Genomic DNA, 25,102 nt, shown 5'->3' with positions numbered 1-25,102 from the left:
CTATATCAACGGGCAAAGGCTCAACCACAGCTATACTTACTGCGATAATGCCGCTAACGCTTGCGGTCGCTGCGATGTCTATTTCAACACTATCTGATAACTGCCCTAGTATTACACTGATAGACAAGTCTGGTGGTGATGTTTGAGACTCAAGTGTTACAGTTTGCAATAATGACGGCGGCGTGTACAAGTTGCACCTCTATTCTAATATGTATGGGCTGTGTATTTCGGGTTTTAGGCCGTCCGCTATATAACTAATATCATAAACACCCTTGAGCACAACCGCACCCCATTCCCCAGTTGCGTTTGCTTCAACCCTTCTTGTCACAAGACTGCTTTGATTGCGTAAAAAGACACTCGCTGGGGGATTGCCATTATCTGCGCGCAAGACAGTGCCCTCGGCGGTTGCAGCTTGAGCAGGCGGCGGCGTAAAGTCTCCAGTGTATTTACTCGTTCCTGTCGTTACGCAAATATCTTGGATACCGCCAAGCCAGCTCCGCACAGTATTCAATGGGTCGTGTCCGATATAAACTGACGCATCGAAAACACGCATACTGACGCTTCCCCTCGTACTAATTAGGACACCGTCTTTGTAAAAATTAATAGTCTTACTACTTGAGTCGTATGTTACCGCCACATGAAACCATACGTCTGTATGTGGCATTTTTACGGCAGTCTGACTGGTGACGTCAGCACTGCCTGTTCCGTAAGCCAAAAATAGGCCGTTTGAGTTTACGCCTACTACCAAGCCCACGAGATAATTATTTATGCTTTTATCCGCAATGCGAAAAAAATATCGTACAAAACCACTCGTAGCAGGTGCGTTTGAAGAAAACCAGCCTTCGACGCAAAAAGACTCCGAACCAAACTCTGTTAAATTTTTTGCGTCCAAAAATCTAGTGTTATCTCCGGTTTTTGCTAGTAGATAACTGTCATAGACCGCGCCCCCTGTTGTCTCGAAAAACAACGTGTTGTTACTACTAACAGCGAGGTCGGATATAATTTCCTTACGCCCCTCTCCATATCGACCCCAAAACGGAGTACAAAAAGCCAAACGCTCTGTCATGCCGTCACCTGCAATGTCATAGATGTTAACCCAACGTAGCCGCCCATATAGATTTTATCTTTATCAAGCACAAGCTCGGTTGCTGCATCAAGCGTAGCTATCGTTGCGCCTGCTGCTGTCAAAATCTTAGCGGTCGTTGGCACGCCTGACGCCACCGCAATGACCTGCGGCGGGACTTTAAATGTAATCACTCCTCCCACAATGGACTGCTCAGCAGGATTTGTTAGCACAATCTCAGCCGCTAAAATGTCACCTGCATAAATCGCAAGTGTTGAGTTAGCGCCCTCATTCAATCGCGCTGCGATGCCGTGCGCCATCGCGTTTAGCGCCTCTGACTCGTATATCATTGCTCACCTCTGTCGCGGTCAATGTTGGCATGATAACCAATGGTAAAGTCGTAATTGTCTTTACTGCTGCCTTGGTGCTGCTGTATCGCGTTACCTATCCATATAGGGTATTTGGCAGCCGCAGTATTAAATCGCACGACGTTATTAGCCGACCAGCCAAGCCCCCATGCTGCAATCGGGATAGTAAAATAGGGCTGGCTTGTCATCGGGTTAATCGGTGTAGTCAGTGCATTAACATCGCCACTACCAATCTCGCCAACAGTCTCACCAATAATGCGGAATGTTGTGCTACTCGTAAACACGAGCGCCCAACGCTCCTCAATCGCATCACGGTTAGTCACCACGATAGGATTATTAGTAATCTGTAGCTGTGATGTTGTAGCATTGCCTATTAAGCTATCACTCCAAACACCACCCCATGACTTTTGACCGAACACGTTATACGCTCGCGCTTGCATATCGCCAGCTAATAGCATCGAGCTAAAGACGGCTGATGTACTGTAATCATGCGTGATGGGCGTTGATAACGTGACACGACCTGATATATCAGTTTCAATGACCAGCGCAATATCCATGATGCGATATTTAGCGGTTAATGGCGCGGTATAAAACGACATATCAAACATATCGTTGAGCTGCAAAGTACCTGCATCTAAATCGACATTGAGGTAGTCGCTATCCACTTTTAAGCCGTTGGTGTCAACGACCGATACATCAGATAAGCGCTCAAAACCTAAATCAAAGCTATCATTAGGCGCATTGGTTGGCAGCTCCATTGTTTTTAGCTCAGTAATCGCAATACTGTCGCCTTTGCGGACAAACGGCACGCGACCATCGCTTGGCAAGCGTACTGGATCAAGACCGATTAGCTCTTTATCAAGTGGTAAGTAGCTGTAAGCAATCGCGTTATAGCGGATAGAGTCGGGTTTGACATAGACTGGACGGTTGATAAATTGCGTGTTACCTGTCGCTGACTCAGTATATATATTATTAATGTCATACCACGGCTCATTAACTACATCGGGGTTGTCACTGACTCTTAGTTTTTCATAAAAGTACAGCGCGACAACACCTGCCTTAAAATCAACCTCGCCATGAGCAAACGCATGACCGGTGATAGCGCCCTGCTCGTCAGTCGATAGTGATATAGGCGTACCATCTGCTAGCTCGGCACTGATCTGTAGCGATGCTTCTTTTAGTGGTGCCACTGGCGTTCTAAAAATCAGATTAGCAAGCGGTACAGGGTCGTTTTCGCGTAGCATTGATTTGAGATTGACGGTATTAACTTGCCCTGCTTGCCATGTCGTCAGCTCAATAACGCCTGACTCTAAGTTAATATCACCGACAACATCATCGCCGTCTTTTACTCTACCGTTGTCATCATGCAAACTATAGCCGAGCGCATCGACAAACACCGATCCACTGACAACTGGTGTTTTTGACTCAATCGGTGGCGCTATCAATAATTTATCAGCAGTCATGTCAAAGGTGGCAGCTTCCGTGGTCGATCCAACCTTGGCGCTACCGTAAATCTGCGCAGTGCTGATATTTAGGTTTTCGTCTTGGCTCGTGGTTGTAAATAGTGGTTTTTTATTTAAACCGCCTGCCATGACAACATCGGTAACCGTTTTTCTTCGTGATACTTTGATGGTAAACGTAGCTATACCTGCCGCTTTATCCAAGTTACTGCTCACTAAAAATACCTTCCAGCGGCCACCTGCGCCGTTATCGGCATCGTACCAAGACAGTCCTGTCTTAGGCGTTATCATATTTCCGCTTCTGTGCATGATGGTTGTGTATGTGGGATAAGCAACACTGCCTAACCTCAGCAATTCCAAAGCAGTGCCCATACTAGAAATATTAAAGGCGACCTGAGCGTTACTGCCGTCATAAAGCTCTGCTCTAAGCCAAATATCACCGTCTATAGCACCGCCCATGTCAATAGTGGCGGTAAATGTGCCGTCAGCAGAGTTCGGCTGATAAATGGCATTAATAGGCGATGCCATAGAGTCAAGCAGTTTGTTATAAGTCACTGTGAACACTGTATCTTTAGCGACTGTTTCATTAGGTGCGATATGTATCTCTCGACCATCATACGTGCCTGTAGCGTCGCCTGTGATAACACCATCACTCATGGTTGCGGTTTTATTTTCGCCCCATGTGATAGTAATATCGCCGACCACCTCGTCTTCGATAATAGCCGCGTGATAAGCAGGTGCCAGCGCTTGCTCGCCATACTTAACTGTGTCTAGGTCAACGCCAAAACTATAGATAATATAACTAGCCGCATCAGGGATTGCCGCAGTCGTCAGCAATACTGTTTTGCCTTGTACCGTACCGCGACCATTGCCGTCATCGTCGATTAGATTGCCGCGTCCATCGTCATGTACGAGATAGTTATTACCGCCTACTGTATAAGTGATTTTTAGGCTGTTTGGCACTGGCTCAGCGCCTAGCTCTCGCACATAGTTATAGCCTGCATTGTCATCGACAACTTGATAATCGGTCTGCGCTACTCGCACAAACTCACTAGCAGGTTTATAGCTACCTGTGATTGCGTACTGGCCGCTCGGTGCGTTGTCATACCATGTGATTTGGCCGATACCGTATTTGATAGATGCGTATGCTTCCCCCTGAGTGTTTACCAGCTCTCCGTCACGGTCGGTCAGTGTCAGCCCACCTACTGTTAGACTTAAAGTGCCGACTGATATTCCACTTGGCAGGCTAAATGCTGTGTTTGGTGCCACACTGACCGACTGATTGATGCTAATAACACCGTCACCACGCGCCTGGGTTGCTACCTGATTAGCAGGGTCACGCTGCAAAATGGGCGTCTCAACCTGCGTACTTGGCACAACCTGCGTATAGATGCTATTTAGTCGCACCTGACGGCTGGTCATTGCCGTTACTGGCTCAGCGAGCTTACTAGCACTGTAGTATTTAGCAGCATCAGCAACACGAGCCTCGCGCAGAATGGCGCGGCGACTTGTGCTAGCGTTTTGGTAAAACTCTTGCACAGTCAGACCGTTAAATGTTTTGTTTAGCGTATCACCAAACTCAATAGTCGCTACTGTACGTGTTACAGTCGTGTCTGCATTGCGCTGAAAACGGCGTTCAGTCGTCTCGATTTTTAGTGGCCTAATATACTGATAAAACTCGTCTGATTGCCCCTCGTTTTGTACAAGCACAAGCGGCTGACTGACAGATGGTATCGGGTCTTTTGCGTCCAATGAGATTTGGATCACGCGCTGACCTGCGAGCTGCGTCTCTAGTAAATGCCCCGCCCATTTGGTGCCAAACGCTAGATATGACTCAATTTTGTTTTGAGCATCTGAGCGTCTATCTGCAAAATCAGTGGCTTTAAACGCAAACACGCTAATATTTTCGTTATCCGGCAGCTCAGTAAACAGCATACGAGTGGCTTGCAATAGCTCAGCATTGGCCGTCTTGACTGCGAGCGACACTTTACGCAGACGCACACGCCCCAGCAGGCGGTCAATGTCTGACACATCGGGAAATAGGTTGTTTGACACGCCATCAATTACCGCTTCAGCAGTCGGCAGGCCGCCGCCTTCGTCTGTGTCATTCATCACCTCGGATTTGAGGATTTCTAAATCATTTTGAGTAATTGCCATGTCGTCATCCGTCAAATTTTAGGCATTAAAAAAGCCCTAAATATAGGGCTGAATAAAGTCTTAATATTATGTATTCGGTATCTCTAAAAATCTCAGCGTTACGTTATAATAATCAGTCAGTTTTGGGCTTGTGCTGCCTTTGATTGGTCTCGCCTCAATCGCCTCCGCTGTCGTGTCAAATATCACTTTTACACGCTTTACCGCCCCATCTGCTAGATAATCTAGCCAAAACGTAGCGCCTAGCTTGTCACGCTCAGATTTAAGCGCATTAACCGTTTCTCGACTGAGTACGCCATGACCATCAGGCGCTTGCATCACATACGGTCTGCCAGCTTGCCTTACTGACTGCTCGACAATCATCGTACCGTCAAGCGCATACTTGGTGTTTGATACAATAGCCGACCAGTCGTGTTCACCCTCGGGATAAAGGCTATCAGATAAGACGATGACCTCATTGGTCGCTGTATTTGTCAGCTTGGTTTGTGTATTAGCACGCATAATCAATCCTTTTTATTTGAGTAAGCAACCGCCTAGCAGTCGCTTAATTAAATAAAAATAGGTCAGTCGGATTTCCGACCGACCCATACGTTACAGCTTCACAATCTCATACGTCGCTTCTTCGGCTTCGTCGTACAGCAAATCAGCTTCAAGCGTCATCTCGCTAAAGTCGTCGCTGATTAGATCAAGTGTATCAGCAGGTGATAGCTTAGCGCGGTACGCCGTCACGACCTGCTTATCTTTTTGGCCGACCTTGTTTAGACCATCAACACGAATGCGATAGTAATCAACATCATCAGTCATCGGCTTCATAACCGTAGCAGTGCCGTAGCTATATGTCACGATTAGCGGCGATGTGAGCGTCTGTTTTTCTAGCAGCTCAATCGTGCCGTATTTTTTATCAATCGTGTAGTCGATACCTTCGACCAAATCGAGCGCCGTGTCTGTTGTGCTATCTTTAAACGATGTGATCTCAGTCACGTTTTTATGTTTCAAAAAGATAATATCGCCAACTTCTGAAACGGCGTGTTCTTCGCCTGTTGCCGTACCAGTAGTGACTTCGGTAACGGTCGCTTGCAGTGCTGCTTGCATGGCTGCCTGGCGGCGCTCATTTAGCGTAACGCTAAACGTGGTTGATTTGTCACCGTCAAGTTTATCCCAAGTTTGGTTTTTGCCTGAGTGGTACTCTTTAAGCTCGCTCTCATTTTCGACTGAGTGCGAGAATGATGCAGCGTTTGCGACACCAACCCAAAAGGGCTTGCCTTCTACGCCATTTTTTACGGCGGTAAAATACACTTTGCCGTTGCCGACAAAAGCGTGTGATTGTTGTTTATCTGCCATGACTCATATCTCCTATGGCGTAATAGTGGTTTGAAAAGTGAGTGGATATAGTGCAAACGTACTAAAGTAATCAGGCCGTCCGCTTGTGCTAGTGCGCTCTAGTGCGTCGTGATAGTCGTCTAGCTGATAACCCTGCACATGATTGATAACTTTGCTCACAAGCTCGCCTGACGACTCCATGAGTGCTTTAACGTCATCTTGTGCTGCTTGATTGCTAACAGCGACAACAACCGTCCACTGCTGCACGTCACGGCTATCTATGTGCGCGTTTGGCATAGGGTTGTTGCCAGTATTGACGACATAAAGCGCAGGTGTGATGTTTTTATTAATCTTGTTGATACTAGCGACTGTACCAATGTGCTTAACACCCCACTCATCGGCTTTTGCTTCTAAATGCTCGATTAGGCCAAGACCTACTGCAAAATAATTACTCATAAGTCCTCGTCCATAATTCGATTGATAATGTTCAACACACTGGCTTTATCGTCCGCATTCATACCTAAGTACGGTCTAGCAGTTATATCACCCCACAGGTGAGGAAATAGCGCCTTAGTACCGCCATAGTGCATCATGCGAGCGTAAACCACGTTTGTGCCCCACGTCACGCCATCAGGTAACGCAACATAGGTCAGCGACCCCATAAGCCGACCAGTATCACGCAGTGTTTTACCGTTGTCCGCAATAGCCCTTTGTGATGGTATCCACGGCTGACGCTGTAGATCATGCTGATTAGCAAAACGCTCCTCAGTTTGATAGACCATCTCAGCGCCAGCCAAACGGCTAAACTTTTGCATCTTGGCACTATCAAAATGCAAATCACCTAGCCGTCTGATTATCTCATCACCGCCTGATAGCTCTGCATCAAACATGACTCACCTCACTTAATGCTAGGCATTCTGGCAAACACGTCATCACCAAACACTTGACCGCGATAACTGTCACCGATAGGCACTGCTGGCTTAACGTAAGTGCTTTGCTGCTCCTCGGCTGTCAACGGCTCAGCGAAAGTGACATTAGCACGGCCTGCGCCCACGTCTTGCAGCCACTTAAGCGCTTCTTTGTAACGTGCCTCAACTTCATCGGTCGGCTCGTTCATATAAAGCAGATAGCGAGCAATATCAGCGCAGACTAGCTTTAGATGCTCAGTTTTATTGAGTGGCGTTTGATAGCGTATCGATAAGTAACTATTCATCTTTTCTGATGCGTCTGATAGCGCATTGGTGACTGCAAGCAAGCCGTCGTTATGCATCGACTCAAGCTCAGCTATAGCAAGCGCACCAAAGCGGCTTATTAAATCGTCATGAGTCGCGTACATGGGTTACTCCTTTGGAAAGCGTGCGATTAGCTCAGCTTTGGTATCTGAGTCGTTGTACTCGATTTTTTCTTCATCGAGTAAAGCTGTGAGTTCGGCTTTAGTTAGCTTTTCTAGCTCGACGATTTCACCACCTTCGCCAGTATCAATATCTTCGCCTTCAACGGCTTCAGCTTCTACGATGGCGCCTTTACCTAATAAAAATTCGGCACGATCCTCGGTCAAACCTTCAACCACTTCGCCAGTTTTAAAACGGCCTATCGATTGTTTTGCAATATACTTAGACATAATTTGCTCCAAAAAAAACCCTGCGATTAGACAGGGTTATTAAAGTTAGTTGGCATTAAAGAGTGATAAAACCAGTACCGCCGCAAGCGCCATTTTTGTTGATGGTCACTGGCAATGGGCTTGAATCGGCAATAAACTTATCGACCGATGGATCATCGCTAAATACATGGTACGGCATTAGCTCCATTGCCAATTTAGCAGGGTTTTTGCGGTGTTTAATCATGCAGAAGTACAGTGGGTTATTGACTTCAGCAATCAACCAAAAACCATCTTCTGGGATCATCATTTCGCTTGTTTCGTCGTCTTTTTCAAACTCAGCGTCGTAAGTCCAGAAGTTGATGCCATCAACCGTACCCTGTAGCACGGCTTCTTCACGGCCGCCAAACGTCCCACCAAATACGCGAGTAGCATTATCGCCACGAGCAGCAGTGAACTTGTCGTTAAACTTATCATTGTCGCTCAATGCATCAAAGACGCGGCTTGGCATGACAGCATCAACGGCGCGGCGCTTACCGTGCTCAAGCAGGTTCTTAACCATATTCTTGATGTCTTGATATGGATCAGCACCAGTTTGGTCCCATGCAACTGTTGGACTGTAGGTCAGGTCTTCATGACGGCCAAAATCAACAGTCACACCCGCGTTATCATCACCTTGCACCACCACCTTGCCGTATAGCAACGCATCACGGCACATCAAAGCAATACGGGCATTTAAAGACTTGCGGATAGTAAAGTAAGAGTGAGCCGCCGCCATTTCCCACTCGTCTTGCATGGTTGGCGGCACACCTGCCGCATTGGCAGCAATGACGCGCATATTTTGCAGCAATTTTTGTAGTTTGGCATCAATCTTGCTCAGTGGCTCAACCGTCATCGCAGGCTTAAAGTAAGGCGCTGGGATATAATCCACCTTGGCCTGTACTTTATCTTTGATAACGCGGCCTTGTGCAGTCGGCACAACCGCAGGGGCTAGCGGAACGTAGGTCTTGATATCGCCTACAGGCACTTTGTCTTCGTTGTTCAGGTAGACCGCATCTGGAAAGTAACGGTCACGAAAAAAGCTACTTACTGGATTGCTAAAGTCGTAGACCGCAGCCAATTCCTCAAAACTGGCGGTATCAATCGTATCGCCATTATCAAATGTAAATGTTGCCATCTATAAATCTCCTTATTTGACTACGCTAAGCGTAATTTTAGTGTTTCGGTTAGCGTAAGCTCGTGCAGTCAATGTTTGCGTTGCATCAAGCGCTGTGCCATCAATTTTGACTTGTGACACATCAAATTTACCTGCGACATATACGGGCATTTCTACGCCCATTGATAACTTTTCAGTGGCCTGCTCAGCTGTCACGTCAGCAAGGCAGATAACGTGCCAATCTGCGCCAGTCGCGCTATGTGTTGCGACGTTAGTATCCGCAGCAACTACAAGTAGATCGCCTTTTTTATAAGCGGTGGCAGCTGTCGGCACAACACTGTCAGTCGTTGGCATGATGTCCACTGGTAAAGGATGCTGGGTTGTAAATGTGGTTGCGGCCATTATTTAACTCCTTGTGCTTTAGCTGCTTCAACAGCTGCTAGAATTTTACTCTCGCCACCTTCACGGCCATTTGTTGCTTGGGCCTTATCAAGACCGTCAGGTAGCTTAGGTGCTTTGGGCGTAACTGGTTGAGCCATAAACTCTGCAACAGCAAACTGTGCATCGTCCATCGCTTTAAACGCGGTTACTTGCTCATCAGTAAACTCACGACCAGTATCGGCGGCTAACTTGTCGATAGCTGCTTGGCGTGTTGATGCTTGCGATTCTGCTAGTGCGTCCTTAGCGGCCTGCGCCTCGGCTTTTGCGTCAGCAGCTTCTTGCTTGGCTTGAGCTTCGGATGCCTCTAGCTCTTTAATTTTGGCTTGCGCCTCTTGTAAATCCATTGATTCCCCCTCGGTTTTTGGATTTGTATTGCTCTGATTGGTACTGCTTGACACTGCTACGCTATCGGCAATCGCATCAATTAGACCTAGTTCTTTGGCTTTCGTGGCGGTGAATACATCCCCTTCCCAGCCCTTGATTGTTTTAGCATCAACATTGCGCTGTGCTGCTACATGATTAAAAAAGATACTGGCTGATTCATCGACGCCTTCTTGTAGGCGCTGCTTTTCATCGTCTGTCAGTGGCATGAATGAGTTGAACGCTGCCTTCCACTTGCCTGATCGGAACAACGAAACCTTTTCGCCATAGCGTTCAAGCCATCCACTCTCTTCAGTGTGGACCACATAAACACCGATGCTACCAATGCCTGATTGCTTAGACGCTGTAACCTTGCTTGTGCTAGCACCTAACCAGTAAGCGGCTGAATACATATCACCACTAACAAACGTTTCAATTGGTTTTGCAGACTGGTAGATAGTCTCAGTGATACCGTCAAGGCCTGCGACATAGCCACCGCCACTATCAATGTCTAAGACAATGCTAGTCACTGTGTAGTCATCATTGGCTTGCTGTATGTAGTCCGCTAAGTTTGCATAGCCTGTCACACCCCATGAGCGATAGTCGCTTGAGGTTTCAGGTACTAGCAGACCGCGCACATCGATAGTCGCTACGCCGTTTTCGACTGTGTAAGCCGCTTCGCTGTCGTCGTCGTCATAGCGTGATAGCGCCTTGAAGTCGATAGACGCAAGCTGATGCTCAAGCCCTGTGCAGCTCATGAGCGCATGACTATCAATATCGCGCTTAATCTTTGCTTGTAAGTTCATATTTCACCCATTAAAAAACCGCCTCAATGGGCGGTTTTTATTTCTGTTAGATGTGTTTTCTAAAATTATATATCTAGATTATCGTGTCTAGCTTTAATGAGATTCTGCGTAGGTAGCAGCTCACCTAGAAGCTTGTAAACTGTGATTACGTCATCTACAAAGATTATCTTCACATCATCATAAGCTTGAATTTCAACTACATAATCTGACTCAAATGTTAGATGAATTTCTTTTGAGTTTGCATTACCAGTAAATTTATTAATAGCAATAGAGTAGTCCTGATCATGATGCTCAGACGAGTCATCAATTACGAAAGAATCTTGTAATGTAGAATAACCAATTGAATCAGCAAGGCTCTCATATTTTTCAATATCGTAATAAGCTTCAATAGACTTCTCTAAATCTTTCCCAATCTTAATAAAACCATCTCTAATCGTATAACGGTACATAGTTCACCTGAATAATTTAAATTTAAGTTTTATTATAACTTAAACTTGAGGTTACTAAAGTTTAAGTTAGGAGTGCTCTACGCATTCTCTTCCTCAATCAGCTCTTTAGCTTCATCAATCATCAAAGCAAGCTCTGGTACCGGCTGTGCCAACATCACCGTAATAGCCGCCTCAATACGCTGTCTCGCTGCCAATATCGCATCTGATTGCTTGTAGTACGTGATAGCGAGTTCAGCTATCTTATCGTTGACTAGCTTATTCATGCGATTGGCGTATTGTGCTGGTGTGCCACCAATCCAGTCTTTATCATTTGGTACGTTTGGCAAATCCTCATCAGTCGTTATACCTTTTGCTTGGGCCTGAGATTCAGTAAGCGAACGCATTATGCACCGGCAGCGATAACCGTCAGGCGCATAGTGCTGTTGCCAGAACGGATCATCAATATGTCTGATCACGCCATCTAGTACCTTGTGGGCTGGGCGCTGTCTAATATCATTGATACCGTCACGCATCAAATACGGGCGTTCATCTTTATTCTGTTGCTGCTGATACCATCGACCACGCCCATAAGCGCCTTGGATATTCGTTCTAAAGATATTATCGAGCCGATGTCTTGGAAGATTAATATCAATGTCACCGTCTTTGACTGCCTTTTGAAAGTCTGCAAACGTGCCGCCACTGTCGAGTTGGTCATTAACTAAGCCCATAACATGCTTAATCTGCTCAGTCTGCCCTAGCCCTGCGATAGATACCGCTTGCTGACGCTGTACAGGTGTCATGCGGTCGTAGTATTCATCTGGTAAGACCACGTTACGATTAAGCGCGTAAGCAATGGCTTCGATAAACTTTACGTCAAATGCTGCTGTTACGGTCATGTTTATACCTCGCTCGGTACTACAGCATAAAGAAGGTCAATCTCTCTTTCTGTGTGCTCCATGCACCTCTGTGCATCCAATAGCCTGAGTGATATGCGAACCAACCCCTCACTATTAAAACCTACGACCACAGCCTTAAAATCAGGGTTATACCTACCTACTAATAAATCGCCTATCTTGTAATCAGCCATATCACTCCTCACTCGACTCATCAGCAAAACCATGTAAATCAGCGACCGCTAACGAAGTATTAACCAGCTGAGTAAAAGCACTATCAGCCAATCCCTCGCCACATAGGTTAAATAGCGACTCACGTAAGCTATCAGCGTCAGTAGCGTTGCTTATAGCAGATAGTACCGCATCAGTATCAAACGGCTGTACGCTCAATTCAAGCGCATCATCTGCGACTTTTTCAAGCTCTTGCTGTTCATCAGTAAATCCACTGTCGCCATCAGCTGCCTTAAATGGCAGCCATGTTTTGCTAGCCATTGACGTATAACGATTGGCTTGTGAGGATGCTGGCAACTTAATAGCGCCTTGACCATCACCATAATCCATGTGTGAGATATGCTGCTCGTCATATCCGTGCTCATCAACAAAGTACGACTTGGTAAAACGAACACCCATGTCATGCGCTTTCTTGTCCGCGTCTAACTGCTCCTGATTAATAAACTTCTTAGCCACCCATTTGAACTCAGGCGCTTCGAAACCGTTAGCGGTACAGATAACATCGATAAACCGTTGGACAGCTTTAAGCGCGTGCTTACGGTCGCTGCTAAAGATAATCTCTTGCTGTTCTTGATGCACAACACCTTGACCGTAAGTACCGCCCTTGTCCGTACCACTGGTAAGCGTCTGACCTAACAAGTAAGTAGTAATGCTTTGCTTAACAACGTTATCGTAGCTAACAAACGCCTCGCCGTTACTGCCACCTGTAACTGGTTTTACATCTTCATCAATGCCGACAGTGACGACACCTGAGTTATGTGCTGCTAATAGCGCATTAGCAAAGTCCTGCGCATCTTCTTTACTGCTTGCATCAGTCTTACCAATCAGCAAAGGTGAACCGAAACGTTCCAAGAACTTAGACCAAAAGCGCCAACCATTGGTTTTGAAGTAATGCAGCCAGTAAACACGGCTTAATAACGATTTACCTTTAGGGTTTAGATAGGTCGGCTTATGCTGCTGGTATAGATAACGATAGTAAAAGTCAGCCTGATCGCTAATCATGACCGGCTGACTCCCATCGTTCGGAAACCATTGCAGTGCACCGCCTGATAATGGCTCAAACCACTGAATGGGTTTTGACATCATCGAGGTGACCGCATTACGCCCCTTACTATCGTTACCCCACAACATTTCAATCACATCATAGCCATACCACTTGCTAAGAGATGAGCCTTGCAAGATTGTTCCAAGGTGTAGGTCTAGTTGGCCATATATAAACTCAGCAACACTACCCTCGCTCGGTGTAATCGTATAAGTAGCATTGCTTAACTCTTCCTCGCGTCTATCAATCGCTTGATCAATATCCGGATCAGTCAGCAACGTCTTAAGCGCATGACGACTGATACCGGCCTTTTTAAGAATCTCGTCAGTATCAGTACGAATCAGGTAGCGGTAAAAAGTCTTGCCGCGTAGGTCTGTTGCTTGCTCTTGGCTTAGCGCCTTACCTGCTGTGACACGGTAACGCGGCTTTTCAGTTATATCGTTCATCTATACGTCCGTTTGCCAGCAGTGGCTCTATGTCGTTTATTGGATTTCTTCTCAACCATATTGTCGGCAAACACCATCATCACCGCATCAAATCGGTTCGGTGAAGGCGTGCCCTTTGGTTTTTTGTTGATCAGTATTTTGCCCGCATTATTTTTTGAGTAGGTTGGCTGTGATAGCTCGGTAGTCAAAGTCGATAACTCCTCAAGCGTGCTATCAATACTGATGATATCGCTTGGCTCAAAATCCATACCTTCAGCGACCGCCCTATGTGTCAATAAGAAGCGCTTGCGTAATGCCCACCCCGCTTGAGCTTTGAAGTTATCAAAAGCGTCACTGTTCTTTTTGCCAACAATATCTTCACGCTCAGGCTTATAGATACCTGCCGAACCCCTAAAGGGGTGCGCGTCAACATCAGGCAGTCCTGTGCGCTGCTCATTAACCACCCTAGCATCACCTTTCACACCCGCACCCAGTCCGTCAGCATCATACAAAAAGTATTCCGATTGACTGTCAGCGGTCGCCTCGACTGCCTTTTTAGACGTGGCAAAAATATCTGAGCCTTTACCGCTCCAAGTATCTAAGTAATTGAGCAATACGCCATGACGACCAGCAATAGAATTTTTATCAATGCCTTCGTCTGCCACATCGAGCGCCATTATTTTGCTACCACTGATAGTAATACCCAGCTTTTTATGAGCATCAATAGCAGATTGCACCCATGCAGACGGTATCAACACTCCCTCAACCGATGCAGCGTAATCAATATCAATCTCCTGAGCGACTGTTACCGCGTCTAGCTCATCAAGCTGCTTGTCGTACCATTCGTCATCTTTGCGTGGGTCGTCGCGCCAATGAAACGTAAACACGCGGATTTTGCCGCTATGCCTACGCTGTGCAAATGAATTGCTCATACCGTTGGGTGTTGATATGTCGTTACGGCTGTTTGTCGTTGCAGACAATGAAGCATCAACTAAATGCGGGCGCTCTAAGAAAGCGGCCTCATCAACAAAATACAATGACGCCCTATCACCACGACCAATGCCATCACCTGCCTCGCCAGTAATCACACTGCCAGTTTCGGGAAATATGATGCGCTTAAAGGGGCTGTGTTTTTCTCTAATCCAGCCGCCGCGAAATTCAGGAGGCAGACCACTCAAAAACATACGGCCTTTCTCAAACAAAGCTTTAGGACTGCCGATAAGGTCAACGTATTCTTCTTTACGGCTACCAACACCGACTGATAAGCCGTGATTATGTAAGCCTAGTGAGCACGACAATCCCATCATGAGCCATGACATACCCATATCCCGCGTTTTCTCCGTAATTGACGGTTTTTGCAACCTCCAACCGTCCATCAGCCAATGAATCCACTCTTCTTGCTTTGGGAACAACAGAAACGGTATATATGATGGTAAGCCGCGCTCAATGTTGCGCGGGTCATAAGTCACGCCCCAATCAATAATAAATTGCGCGGGATTGTCACGATAAAACGCTTTGAGCGCTGGTATTTGGTCGGGCTGCTGTCTAATGCGCTGTAATCGCTCAATGCGCCACTCGAATACTTGCGCGTAATCAGGATTTTTAAAATCAAATGCAAAAGGGATAGGCATTATTTACCACCCATAATATCCTGATACGCTTGGCTTGCTGCTTGAGCGTCACCGTTGAAGTTGTTGATTGTCGGCGTCATGCTTTTGTCACTCGACTGATGATCCAATTTCTGCTTATTGGTAAACACTTCGCCCATTTCTTTGGCTGCCTGCTCTGCTAGTGCCGCTGCTAATGGCCTATTCTTTGACTTCTCAGCATCACGTGCCATACGGTCAAGCATATTCAATCGATACGCTTTATTAGCAATCGGTATCGCCTGAATATCGTTATTAAAGTCATCGCGGAATTGCTTGAATAGGTCCCGCCACTTTTGGGACAAATTAACTGCAGCTGCTTTACTCGGATCGTAGTTTGATACCTGCTGTCTTGTAACTTTCAGCCCGTCAAATTCTTGATTGACAGCTTCCACTACTTCGGATGGGGTCATATAGGTAGCAAGCCCTTGTACAATAAAGGCCTTAACCTTATTGTTAAGGGTCGCCATAAATGCTCTCTCGTATCGCTAAGTAAAGGTAATTAGTATTTTATTTGCGGCTCACAATCTTGCAGTTTAGCCATTCGTCTTACCGCTTCATCACCGCCATATCGTCTGACGACTCCGAAAAATTCCTCAACATCGTGAGCAATCAATTCGAGCTGTGGTCTACCGTCCGCTTTGAATGATGGGTCACCAAACATATCTGGTTTATGTCTCATGTGGTAAATCTCATGCTCAACCAGTGCGGCAAACTCAGCGTCTGTACAATCACGGCAATAATTGGCATCAAGCGTGACTAGGTACTCAGGCACATCACCCAACGTGTCTTCAAACCACATTTCCTGACGTGTCTTTTTCCAACCGCCCGCCATCATCATTACTTTTTCGCACTGGCCTAATATCTGCTTACCAGCTTTGATGTACTCGCCTTGGGCCCACATAAACGCTATTTCAGTTACTGAATATTCCATTAGGTGCCGATGATCTTCGTTAAACCACTCATGATCAGGGTTAAGTATGGTGGCATGTAGCCATTCGTGTATCTCTGGGGCTGCTAAAAAAGAAGGCATATCATTAGGAGGTACCGGTCTTTGTTGTGACATAATATATCCTTTAACCTCTCTCTCCGTTCGCTATAAAATATACACTCAACCCATCACTTAAAAGACAAACCTATGATTAACTATGATGAATTTAACGATACACTTAGAGCTAGTAACGCTAGAATGAATCAGGTTACTGCAAAAGTTCGAGAAGATGCACATCGCGCTAATAATCCAGTAATTCAGATTGAAGACTCTATTATTCGCCATGTAAAAGATTTTGAGTCTAGTCTTGATGATGAGCAGGAGGTTATGATTCTAGCCGCATCATTTGGCAGCTCAGTAACCTTCTATGTCAGCGCTATTGAGTTCAACAGACCAAACCTAATCATCTTTCATGGGACAACTGAAACTGGTGGTTCAACACGTCTAATTCAGCACTGCAACCAACTAAACTTTTTATTACAGGCAGTGCCAAAGCATGATCCAGATGAAGCGCGCACTCCTATTGGGTTCACACATGACCGATAGACCTACTATGAGCTCTGGTCGAGCGTGATAAGTGCGCTTAGCGCTTTTGCGAGTAGCGTGTATAAAATAAAGTAAACCCGCCATCTTGACGGGTTTATATAAGCTTGGGACGGGAATAAGCCGCTTCATATTTCCAAGCTTGGGGTCAACGTGAGTGCTTGTATTTAGGCGCATGTCAAAGCCTTTGCTTATCTACATGTAAACCTCTGCAATTGGCGACAGCGCGTCTCACTGCCAGTCTTAATTAAAAAATGCCTCGTCCAATCAAGGGAGGCAAAAGGGGTTAATAAAATATGGTGCGCCTAGCAGGACTTGAACCTACGACCAAAGAATTATGAGTTCTCTGCTCTAACCGCTGAGCTATAGGCACTTATTCTGAACAATAAAAAACCCACCAAATAGTGGGCTTCTCATTCGTATAAGTTATTTATTCTATTAGAAAGTTCTTGGAAGAGCACTGCCATAGCTTTGTTTCTTCGGCTCGGCTAGTTCAACTTCTCCATCTAGCTGAGCTAATAAATCTTGAAAACTAGTTTGGCGTTCGTCTTCATATTGATACCAAGCTACAGCAAGACCTCTAGCATGTTCCAAAACTCTTGAACAAGAGCTTGAAGTTAGAGTTAATTTTTTGTCTTTTGTTTCGTTTTGATTGTTAAAATTAGGAATTAAAGCTTTAAAAAATCTTAAAACGATTTCGTCAAAATCTTCCTGCGAGACTTTCTTATTATTAATAAGATCACATAAGTCGCTCTGACGATTAATTTCATCTTGATACCAAGCTACAGACCACTTGTTAGCATCTTTTATGACATTACGATGATGATTTTTGCCCATCGCTTTTGAATAATAGGCTGCTAAGTATTCAGCAAGCTGTAGGGCCATTGTGTCAAACTCTTCTTGTATCAAAATCATTATAAATCCTCATTTACATTATTGGTTTTACTTATTTTGAGTCAATATTTGTTATTACAAGATGCTAGACAAAATTCAATCTTATCTACAAAACCTTGAGCACCTTCCACGCCTCTATTAGCTCTGTCTCGTAGAAACTGTAGCCAATAAGCTTTGGCGCACGACTCTGTGACCTCATGATAATAATCATAGGCTTGCTGGTTGGTTAGATCGCACATAGCATCCCTGCTAAATTTTGGATGTAAAAAAGCCCGTCACGAAAAATCATAATGGGCAAATCGTAGGCAATAAAAAAGCCGCCTATTTAATAAGCGGCTTTTGCAAAATTTATTTTTTTACTAAAGTATTCTTATTCTACTACTGATATAAATTCAGGTGCCTCAACTAGCTCATAATCACCTTGATACTCTACATGATTTACATCACCTACTGGGTATTCATACACATGCCATTCAACTTCATTCCCATCAGCATACCCAGTAAAAATATGGACAAATTCTGGACCCATAGATCTATCAGGGTCATGAACATCGGTCTCAACGTCGAAATCAATTACCTCAAACACTTTATCATCAATCATTACTTTAGCTGTACCGCTAATTTCAATACTCATTCACTGCTCCTTGTTTAAAATTAAAATGCATGCCATATATGAAGTCAAAACATGCATAATTCAAGGGCAAATCTCAGGCAATAAAAAAGGCGGTTAGTATCAACTAATCGCCTGAATGGGTTGGCATTAAATACTACAAACGCCAGTTTAGTAAATATAGCACTAACTGTTATCAAGGGTCAAGTATCTATAAAACATGTTAGAAATCGTCCATTGGTAAATCTATACCGGTTACCTTCCAGCTCAAACCATCACGATGCATAGTAACTCTTATGCCGTCATTTTTTTCTATCTCACCGATATCGACATGAAAAACATTAAAAGAATCGTAACTAGTTTCATACTCCACATCATTAGATTTGTCTTTTCCGCTAGTAGCATTTTTAGAGCTGTTTTTTTCATCCTCAACCATGATGGCCGCTATTCCATCCGGGGTGACCCAGCCATCAACTATTGGGTCTATCATTGCTGTGGCGAACATTGACCCTAGCGCTTCGAAACCATCATTACTATCTGATGTAATCATCTCTCTGGCAACCTTAGCTTTGAGCTGATCTTTAACCCCTTGCTTCACACTTGGAAAATCAATGTAACTCGAAATTTTATCAGCATCTCGTTCTTGAGCAGCATTTTTTATACTATTAAGTGCTAAATAAGGTGATGCGTATAAATAGCCAGCTACTATGACTAGTAAAGCGACGATTAAAAGAGGTATCTTTTTCACAAACAATCCCTTAACATAAAAAAACACTATAATAACATATAGAGAAAACCAACTATAGTTATGCTTCTTTATTTCTTCCAAATATTAAGGATTTAGCGGCATCGGTCTGCTCTTGTATTTTATAAATCTGCATAATATTTACTCACTTAATTCTTTGTCGTTTAAGTTATAACGATAATTAGCCACATCGTTGTTAATAAACCTCATAAGATACTCAATATCATGCAGCATCTTGTCCTGATACTTTGACCAAATCTGACTGTATGAGCTCGCTGACATATCAATACCACTAAAAAGCAATCGCCCCTCGACTGAATATAATGGCCATAAATTGTATAGTTCAAAGTGAAGTGTCATGCGTGCCATCTTGTATGCCAGCTCATTAAGCGTGTACTTGCTCTTTGGTGCGTCTCTGCCGTCCTCTACGCAGTATTTAATCATGTTGGCTGCTAAGTGGTTAACCACATCATCAAACGACTCTGACCAGTCGTACCGTTCGTTATCGCCCCATACTAAGAGTGAAGCTAACGCCTTACCTGTTTTGCTTTTAATCAATGCAATAGCTGCGGCCTTATCCTCCCAGTTCACTTCAGGAGGCAATCCACCCTGCCCAATATCAAATTTCACGGTCTTGGCACCCATGCCTTGCTTCAGCCATTCACCGCTGAGTAATTCTAAGCGTGGACTGGTGCCGAATCTTTTAGCTAATAGTTTGGTCATTTTGAGTCCTCAATTTAATTTATCGATATACTTTTTTATATATTTAAAACTCTCGAATATCCCAACCACCGCCATTCTTTTTTGTCTGCTTCATGACTGCGATAAACTTAAATGGGAATTTGTCAGCAGCAACCTTGATCTTCACAAGCGCGTCATCAGTCCAAAACCCTTTGACCTCATGTATCTCTAGCTGACCATCTGAGCGCATCACTAAAAAATCAGGTTTATAAAACGTGTTATCAGCCAATCGTAAATTGATGCCGTCGAATGAGTAATAAGAGACCTCACCCGCTCGCTTGAGTAGCTCCAAGTGCTGAGCATAGGCTTTCTCAGTGTTGTTCATCTTCCCTGACTTCATGCGACCTAGCGCTTGTACGTTCTTATTCATACCTCACCCCTTGCCATCTCTGCTTCCATCTGCGCTTCAATCTGTACGATATCTAGCCTTTCTAGCAGCGCAGCCTCTTTGTGCTTGCCGCTATACTCAAACGCTGGTATCTGCCAGTACGTGCCGTCATCTAAGACCTCGCCGGACAGCTTGCCGTCTTTTTCTGTGCACATTGTGATCTGTCTCATATCGCCTCCCCATGCTTGCGCTTAAACTGTTTTAAAAAATTATCGACCTTGGCTGCCATTGGGCTATCAGGCTGTAATGCCGTGTGGCTGTATTCGACCTGGTGCGACTCAGGAATAACAAACATGGCGCCGTTTTGATGCTCGCTGATTACTTGCTCATACACACTCGTGAATGTCTTTAGAAAATACTCATTAGCGTTTTTAAGCTTTCCCCAGCCGATACGGTTTGCCACCTCTAACACGACTGCATGGGCCCATTTGCGTTTGACATACTGGTCTTCGATGAGTCCGCATTGGCAGCAAGCGTTATCAAATGCTTCCTGTGCTGAGGGGTATTCACTGGTTTGCTGTGTCCGTACCAAGGCCAAAAACTCTTTGGCATTGCTTGGCACCCAGTCTTGATCAAACGATAATTCACTGGCTCTGTTGAATTCAGACTGGGTAATTTTTTTCTTGGTGAGGTAACGAGCCCAAACTAAAACCATATCGAATGACCAATCAAAATCATCATCACGGGTTTTCATTTTGTTTTTGAACCAAGCTTTCCACTGCTTAAAAAGCATTCTCAGTGCTTCCGTCAGCTGACTGCTGGGCTCTTGCTGCTTGCTCTGCATAGTAGGCTGCTGCATCTGCATCGAGCTTGGCTGCATAGCCTGATGTGGTGCTTGTGTCGAATTGCTGATGCTGGCTGTTAGCTGATTGATGGTTTGCATTGTTATTCCCCTGATAATTTGTTTGCTGTGTCTGATTTTGGTTTGGCTGTGCGTTTAAATACCAATCGGCGTTAAACCCCTTCCAGTCTCTGCTGATCCAGTAAGTAATGATTTGATCTAGACTGTGACCGGTTGCTTGTTGAGCTTTTTCCAAAGCATTAAAAATTGTTGTCCAAGCTGTCTTGGTGCTCGAGGTTTTTTTAGCTGCTCTGTGAGCTAATAGATCGCTCCAAATCTGATCAGATACCGATTTAGGTTTTTCAGGTGAGTAAAATTTAGACACTGCTTTTTTTGGTTTATTTTTTTCTATAGTTTTCTTTAAAGAAGTTTTCTTTATGTTTTCTTTATTACTTCCCAAATTTTGGGAGCTAACTAGGTCAGATTTTGGGAATCTAATGGTCAAATTTTGGGATGCTAAATTTTGGGATGCTAAATTTTGACCCAGTTTTTTGGCATCAAATTTAGCGATATTCTTATAGTTCAAAGAGTAAATAGCGGTCTTTCTTTGCTGAGCGTCTTGGTTTAAAAAACCAAATTCCACCAATTCGGACACTGCTTTTGACACGGTGTTTTTGCTCATACGACAGTTTTTTTGAAGAAAAGTGTTTGATAAGGCTGCTTCCTCATTGCCTCTGTAACCCTCAATCATTCTGACCACCCGCATAAGCACACCGAAAGCCGCAGGGGATAAATACGGCTGTGCGTCGAATATCTTGTTGTCTACCTGCGTAAAGCCCGTTTCATTCATTGCGTGCCTCTGATTTTCTTGCGCTGCGTTTCCCATATTGCTATACTCCAATTTCTTGTTAAGTTTGTTGAAACCCCGATCAGGTGCAACTGATTGGGGTTTTTTATTGCTCGTCCATCACGTAGCGGACAGCCCTTCTGTTCTTGCCTGTAATCACATCTACCTTGTGACCCAGCTCACGCACCTGACCGATAATGTTGCTTAGATAGACTTGCGATAGACTCCAATCAGACACATCGTAAAAACCCTTATCTCGCAATATCTCTAAAACCTTTTGGCCTTTAGCAGTCGGCATCTCTGTAGCTGTTTTCGGTCTGCCTACGGTTTTTTTGACCCGCGTCTTGGTAGTGCCTTGCTTGAGGTTTTTTAGCGCCTGTTTGTGCTCAATCTTGGCTCTCTTGATGCCCTCTGTGCGCTCGATGCTGGCTCTGGGGTTAAAGCCGATCCGAGAGTCTAATGAGCTGTACTTGCGGCGCTGCTCTGGGTCGTCTAAGTCGATAAATCCGCGCTCGCGTTTAACCGCTTCGATGATGTCGTCTGGCGTACCGCATGTTTTTGGGTAGCGGCTCAGGTTGGTAAAGTGCATTTCTGTTTTCATGACCTACCCCGCAAAATGGATTAGTGTGTAAATGGCGATGGCCGCGCATGTGATCATAAAAATGATTTCTTTCATGCTGTGCCAAAACTGAGCGTTGATATCACGTTTGCGCTGATTTTCTTCCTCGATGGTTTTCATGTTTCTCTCCCTCACTCTTCTTCGTTTTTCTTCCGCTGTCTCTTGAATCAGCGATAAGTGTGCTGCGTGTTCACTTCGCATTACTTACTCCTTGTCCGTAATACTGGTTGTACTGAGCCTTAAGCGTTGCCATGGTTGCATCGCTAAATATCAAGGCTGGGATGGGTCTGATTGATTGATGACAGCACTTGCCGTCTGTTTGGTTTGGGCAGTCGTCGCAGGTCATAGAGCACCTCTTGGGCGATAAGTGCCCTCTGCAATCTGAGCCTTGGCATCATCATGAAAGAAATCATCAACTTCTTCTAAACGCTGAAAGTTGTCTTTGGCCAAACGAAATAAGATGTCGATCTTGGCCGCGTCATAGCACTTCATATTTGCAGGTACAACCTTGAGCCCAAGCGATGCAAGCATCTTGCAAAGGTTTGCAAGGTGGTGCTCTTTAAGGCGTGACACAGTGCTACTGTCAATTCCAATTGCTTTTGCAAGTTCTGACTGACCATTCTTATCAATGGCTTGCAAGACCTGCGTTTGCATATTGCGTGACCATGCAAGCTGTTCGTCTGATAATTGACATATAGATTTGGTTATCATGGTTATGCTTCCTCTGGTTGTTGTTTTGTTTCCCGCTGCGCGCGCTCATAATCCCAATTAACATCAGGACGTAACTGCTCAGCAGTTACTTGGTTATCGGTAAGTTCTTGAATATCTAGGCATCGTTCTTTAGGCGGACGACTGACATTCCATTTGTAAACGGCCCAGGGGGTAATATTTAGCGCATAAGCAAGCTGGGCAGGATTTCCCAGGATATCGAATGCCTTTTCTAAAGCTGTTTTTGAAGTCATATCTTTTTCCCATTACTACTTTAAGTAGTAATATACTACTTTTAATAGTGATGACGCAAGGAGATATATGACCTAGAATGTAAATTACTACTAGGGGTAGGAATAAAATGAGTGAATTAGAGATTAAACATCCTGAGTTTGCAAAAAGACTCACAGATTTGATGAATGCCAAGAGTCTGGACAAGAATGGGTTAAGTAGTAAAACAAAAATCAGCTACGAAATGATTCGTAGATACTGTGAAGGTTTTGCTAAACCTAGAAATAAAGGAATGCAAAAAATTAGTGAAGCTCTTGGAGTAACAGCGGCTTATCTTGAATATGGCGAGCTTTCAAAAAATAACTCTATCGTCAATGAGTTAAAAGCCGAAATAAGGGCCATGCAAAGTGGCAGAAGCACAGAAGTTCCCAACTCTAGCGACCCCAAAGATACACAAAGAGTTTCAGTTGATTATGGTATGAATGGAATGTTGCCAGTAATCAGTTGGGTGGCCGCTGGTAGTTTTTGTGACGTTCTGCCTACAACGTTAGATGATGTTCTTGAATGGATCCCTAGGCCTACGCACCTGTCTGATAAGGCGTTTGGATTGATTATCCAGGGACGTAGTATGTGGCCTGAGTTTAAGCCCGATGAGATTATTTACGTTGAGCCAGAGATAACACCATGGGAATTGGTGGATGGCGACTTAATCGTTATCCACTGTAATGACGATAAACAAGCCACGTTTAAGCAGCTTGTGCTTGGTGACAGTCCTGAAGAAATGTACTTAAAACCGCTTAACCCTGAATGGCCCGATCAGAAAATAATACCGATGAGCGAGTGCCAGCTGGTAGGGATAGTTGATAGCAAGTATGTTCGTTATAGAAATCGGAATCAGAGGCGCTTATGAAACCTTGCGAATACTACTGGATCCTCCATTTCATAAAACACACCAAGCCGGTAACTACCCTGCCCGTTGGTTGGTGCGTGTATTCTGAGGCGCTGGATTGGGATTGATACAAGGATGTAGTTATGCTTTTAGATAGAGAAATGCAGTTAGCGATTTTGACGGAACTTAGTGAGGTGTACCCTGCATCCGTAGAGATGGATGGAAGGTACGAGTTCGGAACGGATATTTATCGTAAGTTTATCGCTAACTTAGCCTACCTTGAGGCGCATAAGTTGATTTCTGAAAAGAGTGTTTTGGTTTCTAGGTCGATTGGAGATCATTCCGCTCAACCTAGCCGATCTTCTATAACCCATATCGGTATGGACTTTCTTGCAGATGATGGCGGCTTGTCCGCCATACTGGGTACGGTAACTGTAAAGTTCGAAACTGAGCAGTTTAAAGTGCTTTTAGAGTCGATAATCCTATCGTCTGACTTACCTAACGAGCGTAAGCAGACAATGCTTGATGCGCTTCGAGAGCTGCCTGCCGAGAGTATGCGACACCTGATAACGAAAGTTGTGGATTCGGGTTGGGATAATCTAGGCTCTCTAATGATTGTAATTCAAAGCATTTTGCTTTCTCAGTAAGTTTGAATCTTAAATAACCTATTGGTTGTTTGCGGTTGCCCATTGGTACGAAAAACTCATCGCCATCAAAGCTGAAGT

Annotated in this window: 33 protein-coding genes and 1 tRNA gene; 3 read left to right on the top strand and 31 right to left on the bottom strand. The window is 44.7% G+C overall.

The window, feature by feature from the left end; all coding sequences use genetic code 11:
• Positions 1-199: 199 nt before the first annotated feature.
• The 18 genes from CAP50_RS05860 to CAP50_RS05770 all read right to left on the bottom strand — a co-directional run bounded on the left by CAP50_RS05860 (position 200) and on the right by CAP50_RS05770 (position 16,456).
• Positions 200-1,066, bottom strand: a complete 867-nt coding sequence (locus tag CAP50_RS05860) for a LamG-like jellyroll fold domain-containing protein (RefSeq protein WP_100749335.1) — start codon at positions 1,064-1,066, stop codon at positions 200-202.
• Positions 1,063-1,413 carry a hypothetical protein gene (locus CAP50_RS05855; RefSeq protein ID WP_100749334.1) on the bottom strand — a complete coding sequence of 117 codons (351 nt, stop codon included), beginning with the start codon at positions 1,411-1,413 and terminating at the stop codon, positions 1,063-1,065. The genes CAP50_RS05860 and CAP50_RS05855 overlap by 4 nt, the downstream gene beginning before the upstream one ends.
• On the bottom strand, positions 1,410-5,048 hold the full coding sequence (locus tag CAP50_RS05850) for a hypothetical protein (RefSeq protein ID WP_100749333.1): 3,639 nt from the start codon (positions 5,046-5,048) through the stop codon (positions 1,410-1,412). Before CAP50_RS05850 ends, CAP50_RS05855 begins: the two co-directional genes overlap by 4 nt.
• Positions 5,049-5,114: 66 nt before the next feature.
• Entirely contained in the window at positions 5,115-5,546 is a 432-nt protein-coding gene (locus CAP50_RS05845) for a hypothetical protein (protein ID WP_100749332.1), read from the bottom strand.
• A 90-nt stretch (positions 5,547-5,636) separates the two neighbouring features.
• Entirely contained in the window at positions 5,637-6,386 is a 750-nt protein-coding gene (locus CAP50_RS05840; RefSeq protein WP_100749331.1) for a phage tail tube protein, read from the bottom strand.
• Positions 6,387-6,398: 12 nt separating this feature from the next.
• Positions 6,399-6,821, bottom strand: a complete 423-nt coding sequence (locus tag CAP50_RS05835) for a phage tail terminator protein (RefSeq protein ID WP_100749330.1) — start codon at positions 6,819-6,821, stop codon at positions 6,399-6,401.
• Positions 6,818-7,255: a phage virion morphogenesis protein gene (locus tag CAP50_RS05830; protein WP_100749329.1), complete on the bottom strand. Its 438-nt coding sequence runs from the start codon at positions 7,253-7,255 to the stop codon at positions 6,818-6,820. Before CAP50_RS05830 ends, CAP50_RS05835 begins: the two co-directional genes overlap by 4 nt.
• 8 nt (positions 7,256-7,263) lie before the next feature.
• The gene (locus tag CAP50_RS05825; protein WP_100749328.1) at positions 7,264-7,701 is read right to left on the bottom strand and encodes a DUF1320 domain-containing protein; all 438 of its coding nucleotides are present in this window, start codon (positions 7,699-7,701) and stop codon (positions 7,264-7,266) included.
• 3 nt (positions 7,702-7,704) lie between these two features.
• Complete coding sequence (locus CAP50_RS05820) at positions 7,705-7,986, bottom strand: hypothetical protein (protein ID WP_100749327.1); 282 nt, start codon at positions 7,984-7,986, stop codon at positions 7,705-7,707.
• Between the two features lie 55 nt (positions 7,987-8,041).
• Positions 8,042-9,139: a major capsid protein gene (locus tag CAP50_RS05815; RefSeq protein ID WP_100749326.1), complete on the bottom strand. Its 1,098-nt coding sequence runs from the start codon at positions 9,137-9,139 to the stop codon at positions 8,042-8,044.
• A 12-nt stretch (positions 9,140-9,151) separates the two neighbouring features.
• A complete protein-coding gene (locus CAP50_RS05810; protein ID WP_100749325.1) occupies positions 9,152-9,520 on the bottom strand; it encodes a hypothetical protein in 369 nt (122 codons plus the stop codon).
• On the bottom strand, positions 9,520-10,725 hold the full coding sequence (locus CAP50_RS05805; RefSeq protein ID WP_100749324.1) for a S49 family peptidase: 1,206 nt from the start codon (positions 10,723-10,725) through the stop codon (positions 9,520-9,522). The genes CAP50_RS05810 and CAP50_RS05805 overlap by 1 nt, the downstream gene beginning before the upstream one ends.
• Before the next feature lie 65 nt (positions 10,726-10,790).
• Positions 10,791-11,174, bottom strand: a complete 384-nt coding sequence (locus CAP50_RS05800; RefSeq protein ID WP_100749323.1) for a DUF1947 domain-containing protein — start codon at positions 11,172-11,174, stop codon at positions 10,791-10,793.
• Positions 11,175-11,251: 77 nt separating this feature from the next.
• The gene (locus CAP50_RS05795; RefSeq protein ID WP_100749322.1) at positions 11,252-12,049 is read right to left on the bottom strand and encodes a phage head morphogenesis protein; all 798 of its coding nucleotides are present in this window, start codon (positions 12,047-12,049) and stop codon (positions 11,252-11,254) included.
• A 192-nt stretch (positions 12,050-12,241) separates the two neighbouring features.
• Entirely contained in the window at positions 12,242-13,765 is a 1,524-nt protein-coding gene (locus tag CAP50_RS05785) for a phage portal protein family protein (RefSeq protein WP_100749320.1), read from the bottom strand.
• On the bottom strand, positions 13,762-15,375 hold the full coding sequence (locus tag CAP50_RS05780) for a TerL protein (protein ID WP_100749319.1): 1,614 nt from the start codon (positions 15,373-15,375) through the stop codon (positions 13,762-13,764). The genes CAP50_RS05785 and CAP50_RS05780 overlap by 4 nt, the downstream gene beginning before the upstream one ends.
• Positions 15,375-15,860 (bottom strand): DUF2280 domain-containing protein, encoded by a 486-nt coding sequence (locus CAP50_RS05775; protein WP_100749318.1) that lies wholly within the window; start codon positions 15,858-15,860, stop codon positions 15,375-15,377. The genes CAP50_RS05780 and CAP50_RS05775 overlap by 1 nt, the downstream gene beginning before the upstream one ends.
• A gap of 32 nt (positions 15,861-15,892) precedes the next feature.
• Positions 15,893-16,456 (bottom strand): putative metallopeptidase, encoded by a 564-nt coding sequence (locus CAP50_RS05770; RefSeq protein WP_100749317.1) that lies wholly within the window; start codon positions 16,454-16,456, stop codon positions 15,893-15,895.
• Between the two features lie 72 nt (positions 16,457-16,528).
• On the opposite strand from CAP50_RS05770, the gene CAP50_RS05765 reads away from it, so the two are divergent.
• Positions 16,529-16,927, top strand: a complete 399-nt coding sequence (locus CAP50_RS05765; protein ID WP_100749316.1) for a DUF6173 family protein — start codon at positions 16,529-16,531, stop codon at positions 16,925-16,927.
• A gap of 294 nt (positions 16,928-17,221) precedes the next feature.
• On the opposite strand, the gene CAP50_RS05760 is transcribed toward CAP50_RS05765, so the two are convergent.
• From CAP50_RS05760 to CAP50_RS05705, 13 genes are all read right to left on the bottom strand, one after another.
• Positions 17,222-17,297 (bottom strand) — tRNA-Ile (locus CAP50_RS05760).
• 65 nt (positions 17,298-17,362) lie between these two features.
• Positions 17,363-17,839 (bottom strand): hypothetical protein, encoded by a 477-nt coding sequence (locus CAP50_RS05755; RefSeq protein ID WP_100749315.1) that lies wholly within the window; start codon positions 17,837-17,839, stop codon positions 17,363-17,365.
• Positions 17,840-18,188: 349 nt separating this feature from the next.
• Positions 18,189-18,452, bottom strand: coding sequence for a hypothetical protein (locus CAP50_RS05750; RefSeq protein WP_100749314.1), 264 nt, complete (start codon positions 18,450-18,452; stop codon positions 18,189-18,191).
• Between the two features lie 199 nt (positions 18,453-18,651).
• A complete protein-coding gene (locus tag CAP50_RS05745; RefSeq protein WP_172953070.1) occupies positions 18,652-19,176 on the bottom strand; it encodes a DUF2939 domain-containing protein in 525 nt (174 codons plus the stop codon).
• A 138-nt stretch (positions 19,177-19,314) separates the two neighbouring features.
• Positions 19,315-19,896 carry a hypothetical protein gene (locus CAP50_RS05740; protein WP_100749312.1) on the bottom strand — a complete coding sequence of 194 codons (582 nt, stop codon included), beginning with the start codon at positions 19,894-19,896 and terminating at the stop codon, positions 19,315-19,317.
• A gap of 43 nt (positions 19,897-19,939) precedes the next feature.
• Positions 19,940-20,284: a DUF1064 domain-containing protein gene (locus CAP50_RS05735; protein ID WP_100749311.1), complete on the bottom strand. Its 345-nt coding sequence runs from the start codon at positions 20,282-20,284 to the stop codon at positions 19,940-19,942.
• The gene (locus tag CAP50_RS12605) at positions 20,281-20,472 is read right to left on the bottom strand and encodes a hypothetical protein (RefSeq protein WP_153045428.1); all 192 of its coding nucleotides are present in this window, start codon (positions 20,470-20,472) and stop codon (positions 20,281-20,283) included. The genes CAP50_RS05735 and CAP50_RS12605 overlap by 4 nt, the downstream gene beginning before the upstream one ends.
• Positions 20,469-21,035, bottom strand: coding sequence for a hypothetical protein (locus CAP50_RS05730; RefSeq protein ID WP_100749310.1), 567 nt, complete (start codon positions 21,033-21,035; stop codon positions 20,469-20,471). The genes CAP50_RS12605 and CAP50_RS05730 overlap by 4 nt, the downstream gene beginning before the upstream one ends.
• On the bottom strand, positions 21,025-21,969 hold the full coding sequence (locus CAP50_RS05725; protein ID WP_100749309.1) for a replication protein: 945 nt from the start codon (positions 21,967-21,969) through the stop codon (positions 21,025-21,027). The genes CAP50_RS05730 and CAP50_RS05725 overlap by 11 nt, the downstream gene beginning before the upstream one ends.
• A gap of 67 nt (positions 21,970-22,036) precedes the next feature.
• Entirely contained in the window at positions 22,037-22,531 is a 495-nt protein-coding gene (locus CAP50_RS05720; protein ID WP_153045427.1) for a hypothetical protein, read from the bottom strand.
• 3 nt (positions 22,532-22,534) lie between these two features.
• On the bottom strand, positions 22,535-22,750 hold the full coding sequence (locus CAP50_RS05715; protein WP_100749307.1) for a hypothetical protein: 216 nt from the start codon (positions 22,748-22,750) through the stop codon (positions 22,535-22,537).
• A 141-nt stretch (positions 22,751-22,891) separates the two neighbouring features.
• Positions 22,892-23,260, bottom strand: coding sequence for a CII family transcriptional regulator (locus tag CAP50_RS05710; protein WP_100749306.1), 369 nt, complete (start codon positions 23,258-23,260; stop codon positions 22,892-22,894).
• 2 nt (positions 23,261-23,262) lie between these two features.
• The gene (locus CAP50_RS05705) at positions 23,263-23,511 is read right to left on the bottom strand and encodes a transcriptional regulator (RefSeq protein WP_100749305.1); all 249 of its coding nucleotides are present in this window, start codon (positions 23,509-23,511) and stop codon (positions 23,263-23,265) included.
• A 107-nt stretch (positions 23,512-23,618) separates the two neighbouring features.
• Between CAP50_RS05705 and CAP50_RS05700 the strand changes: the two genes are divergently transcribed.
• Positions 23,619-24,398 (top strand): LexA family protein, encoded by a 780-nt coding sequence (locus tag CAP50_RS05700; protein WP_241900666.1) that lies wholly within the window; start codon positions 23,619-23,621, stop codon positions 24,396-24,398.
• A 122-nt stretch (positions 24,399-24,520) separates the two neighbouring features.
• Positions 24,521-25,024, top strand: coding sequence for a hypothetical protein (locus CAP50_RS12680; protein ID WP_172953069.1), 504 nt, complete (start codon positions 24,521-24,523; stop codon positions 25,022-25,024).
• The last annotated feature ends 78 nt before the right edge of the window (positions 25,025-25,102 follow it).

It is taken from the genome of Psychrobacter sp. L7 (genome assembly GCF_002810365.1).
In the GTDB taxonomy this organism is placed as follows: Bacteria; Pseudomonadota; Gammaproteobacteria; order Pseudomonadales; family Moraxellaceae; genus Psychrobacter; species Psychrobacter celer.
The sequence above is the reverse complement of the archived record's forward strand: the minus strand, read 5'-3'. Positions and strand labels throughout refer to the sequence as shown.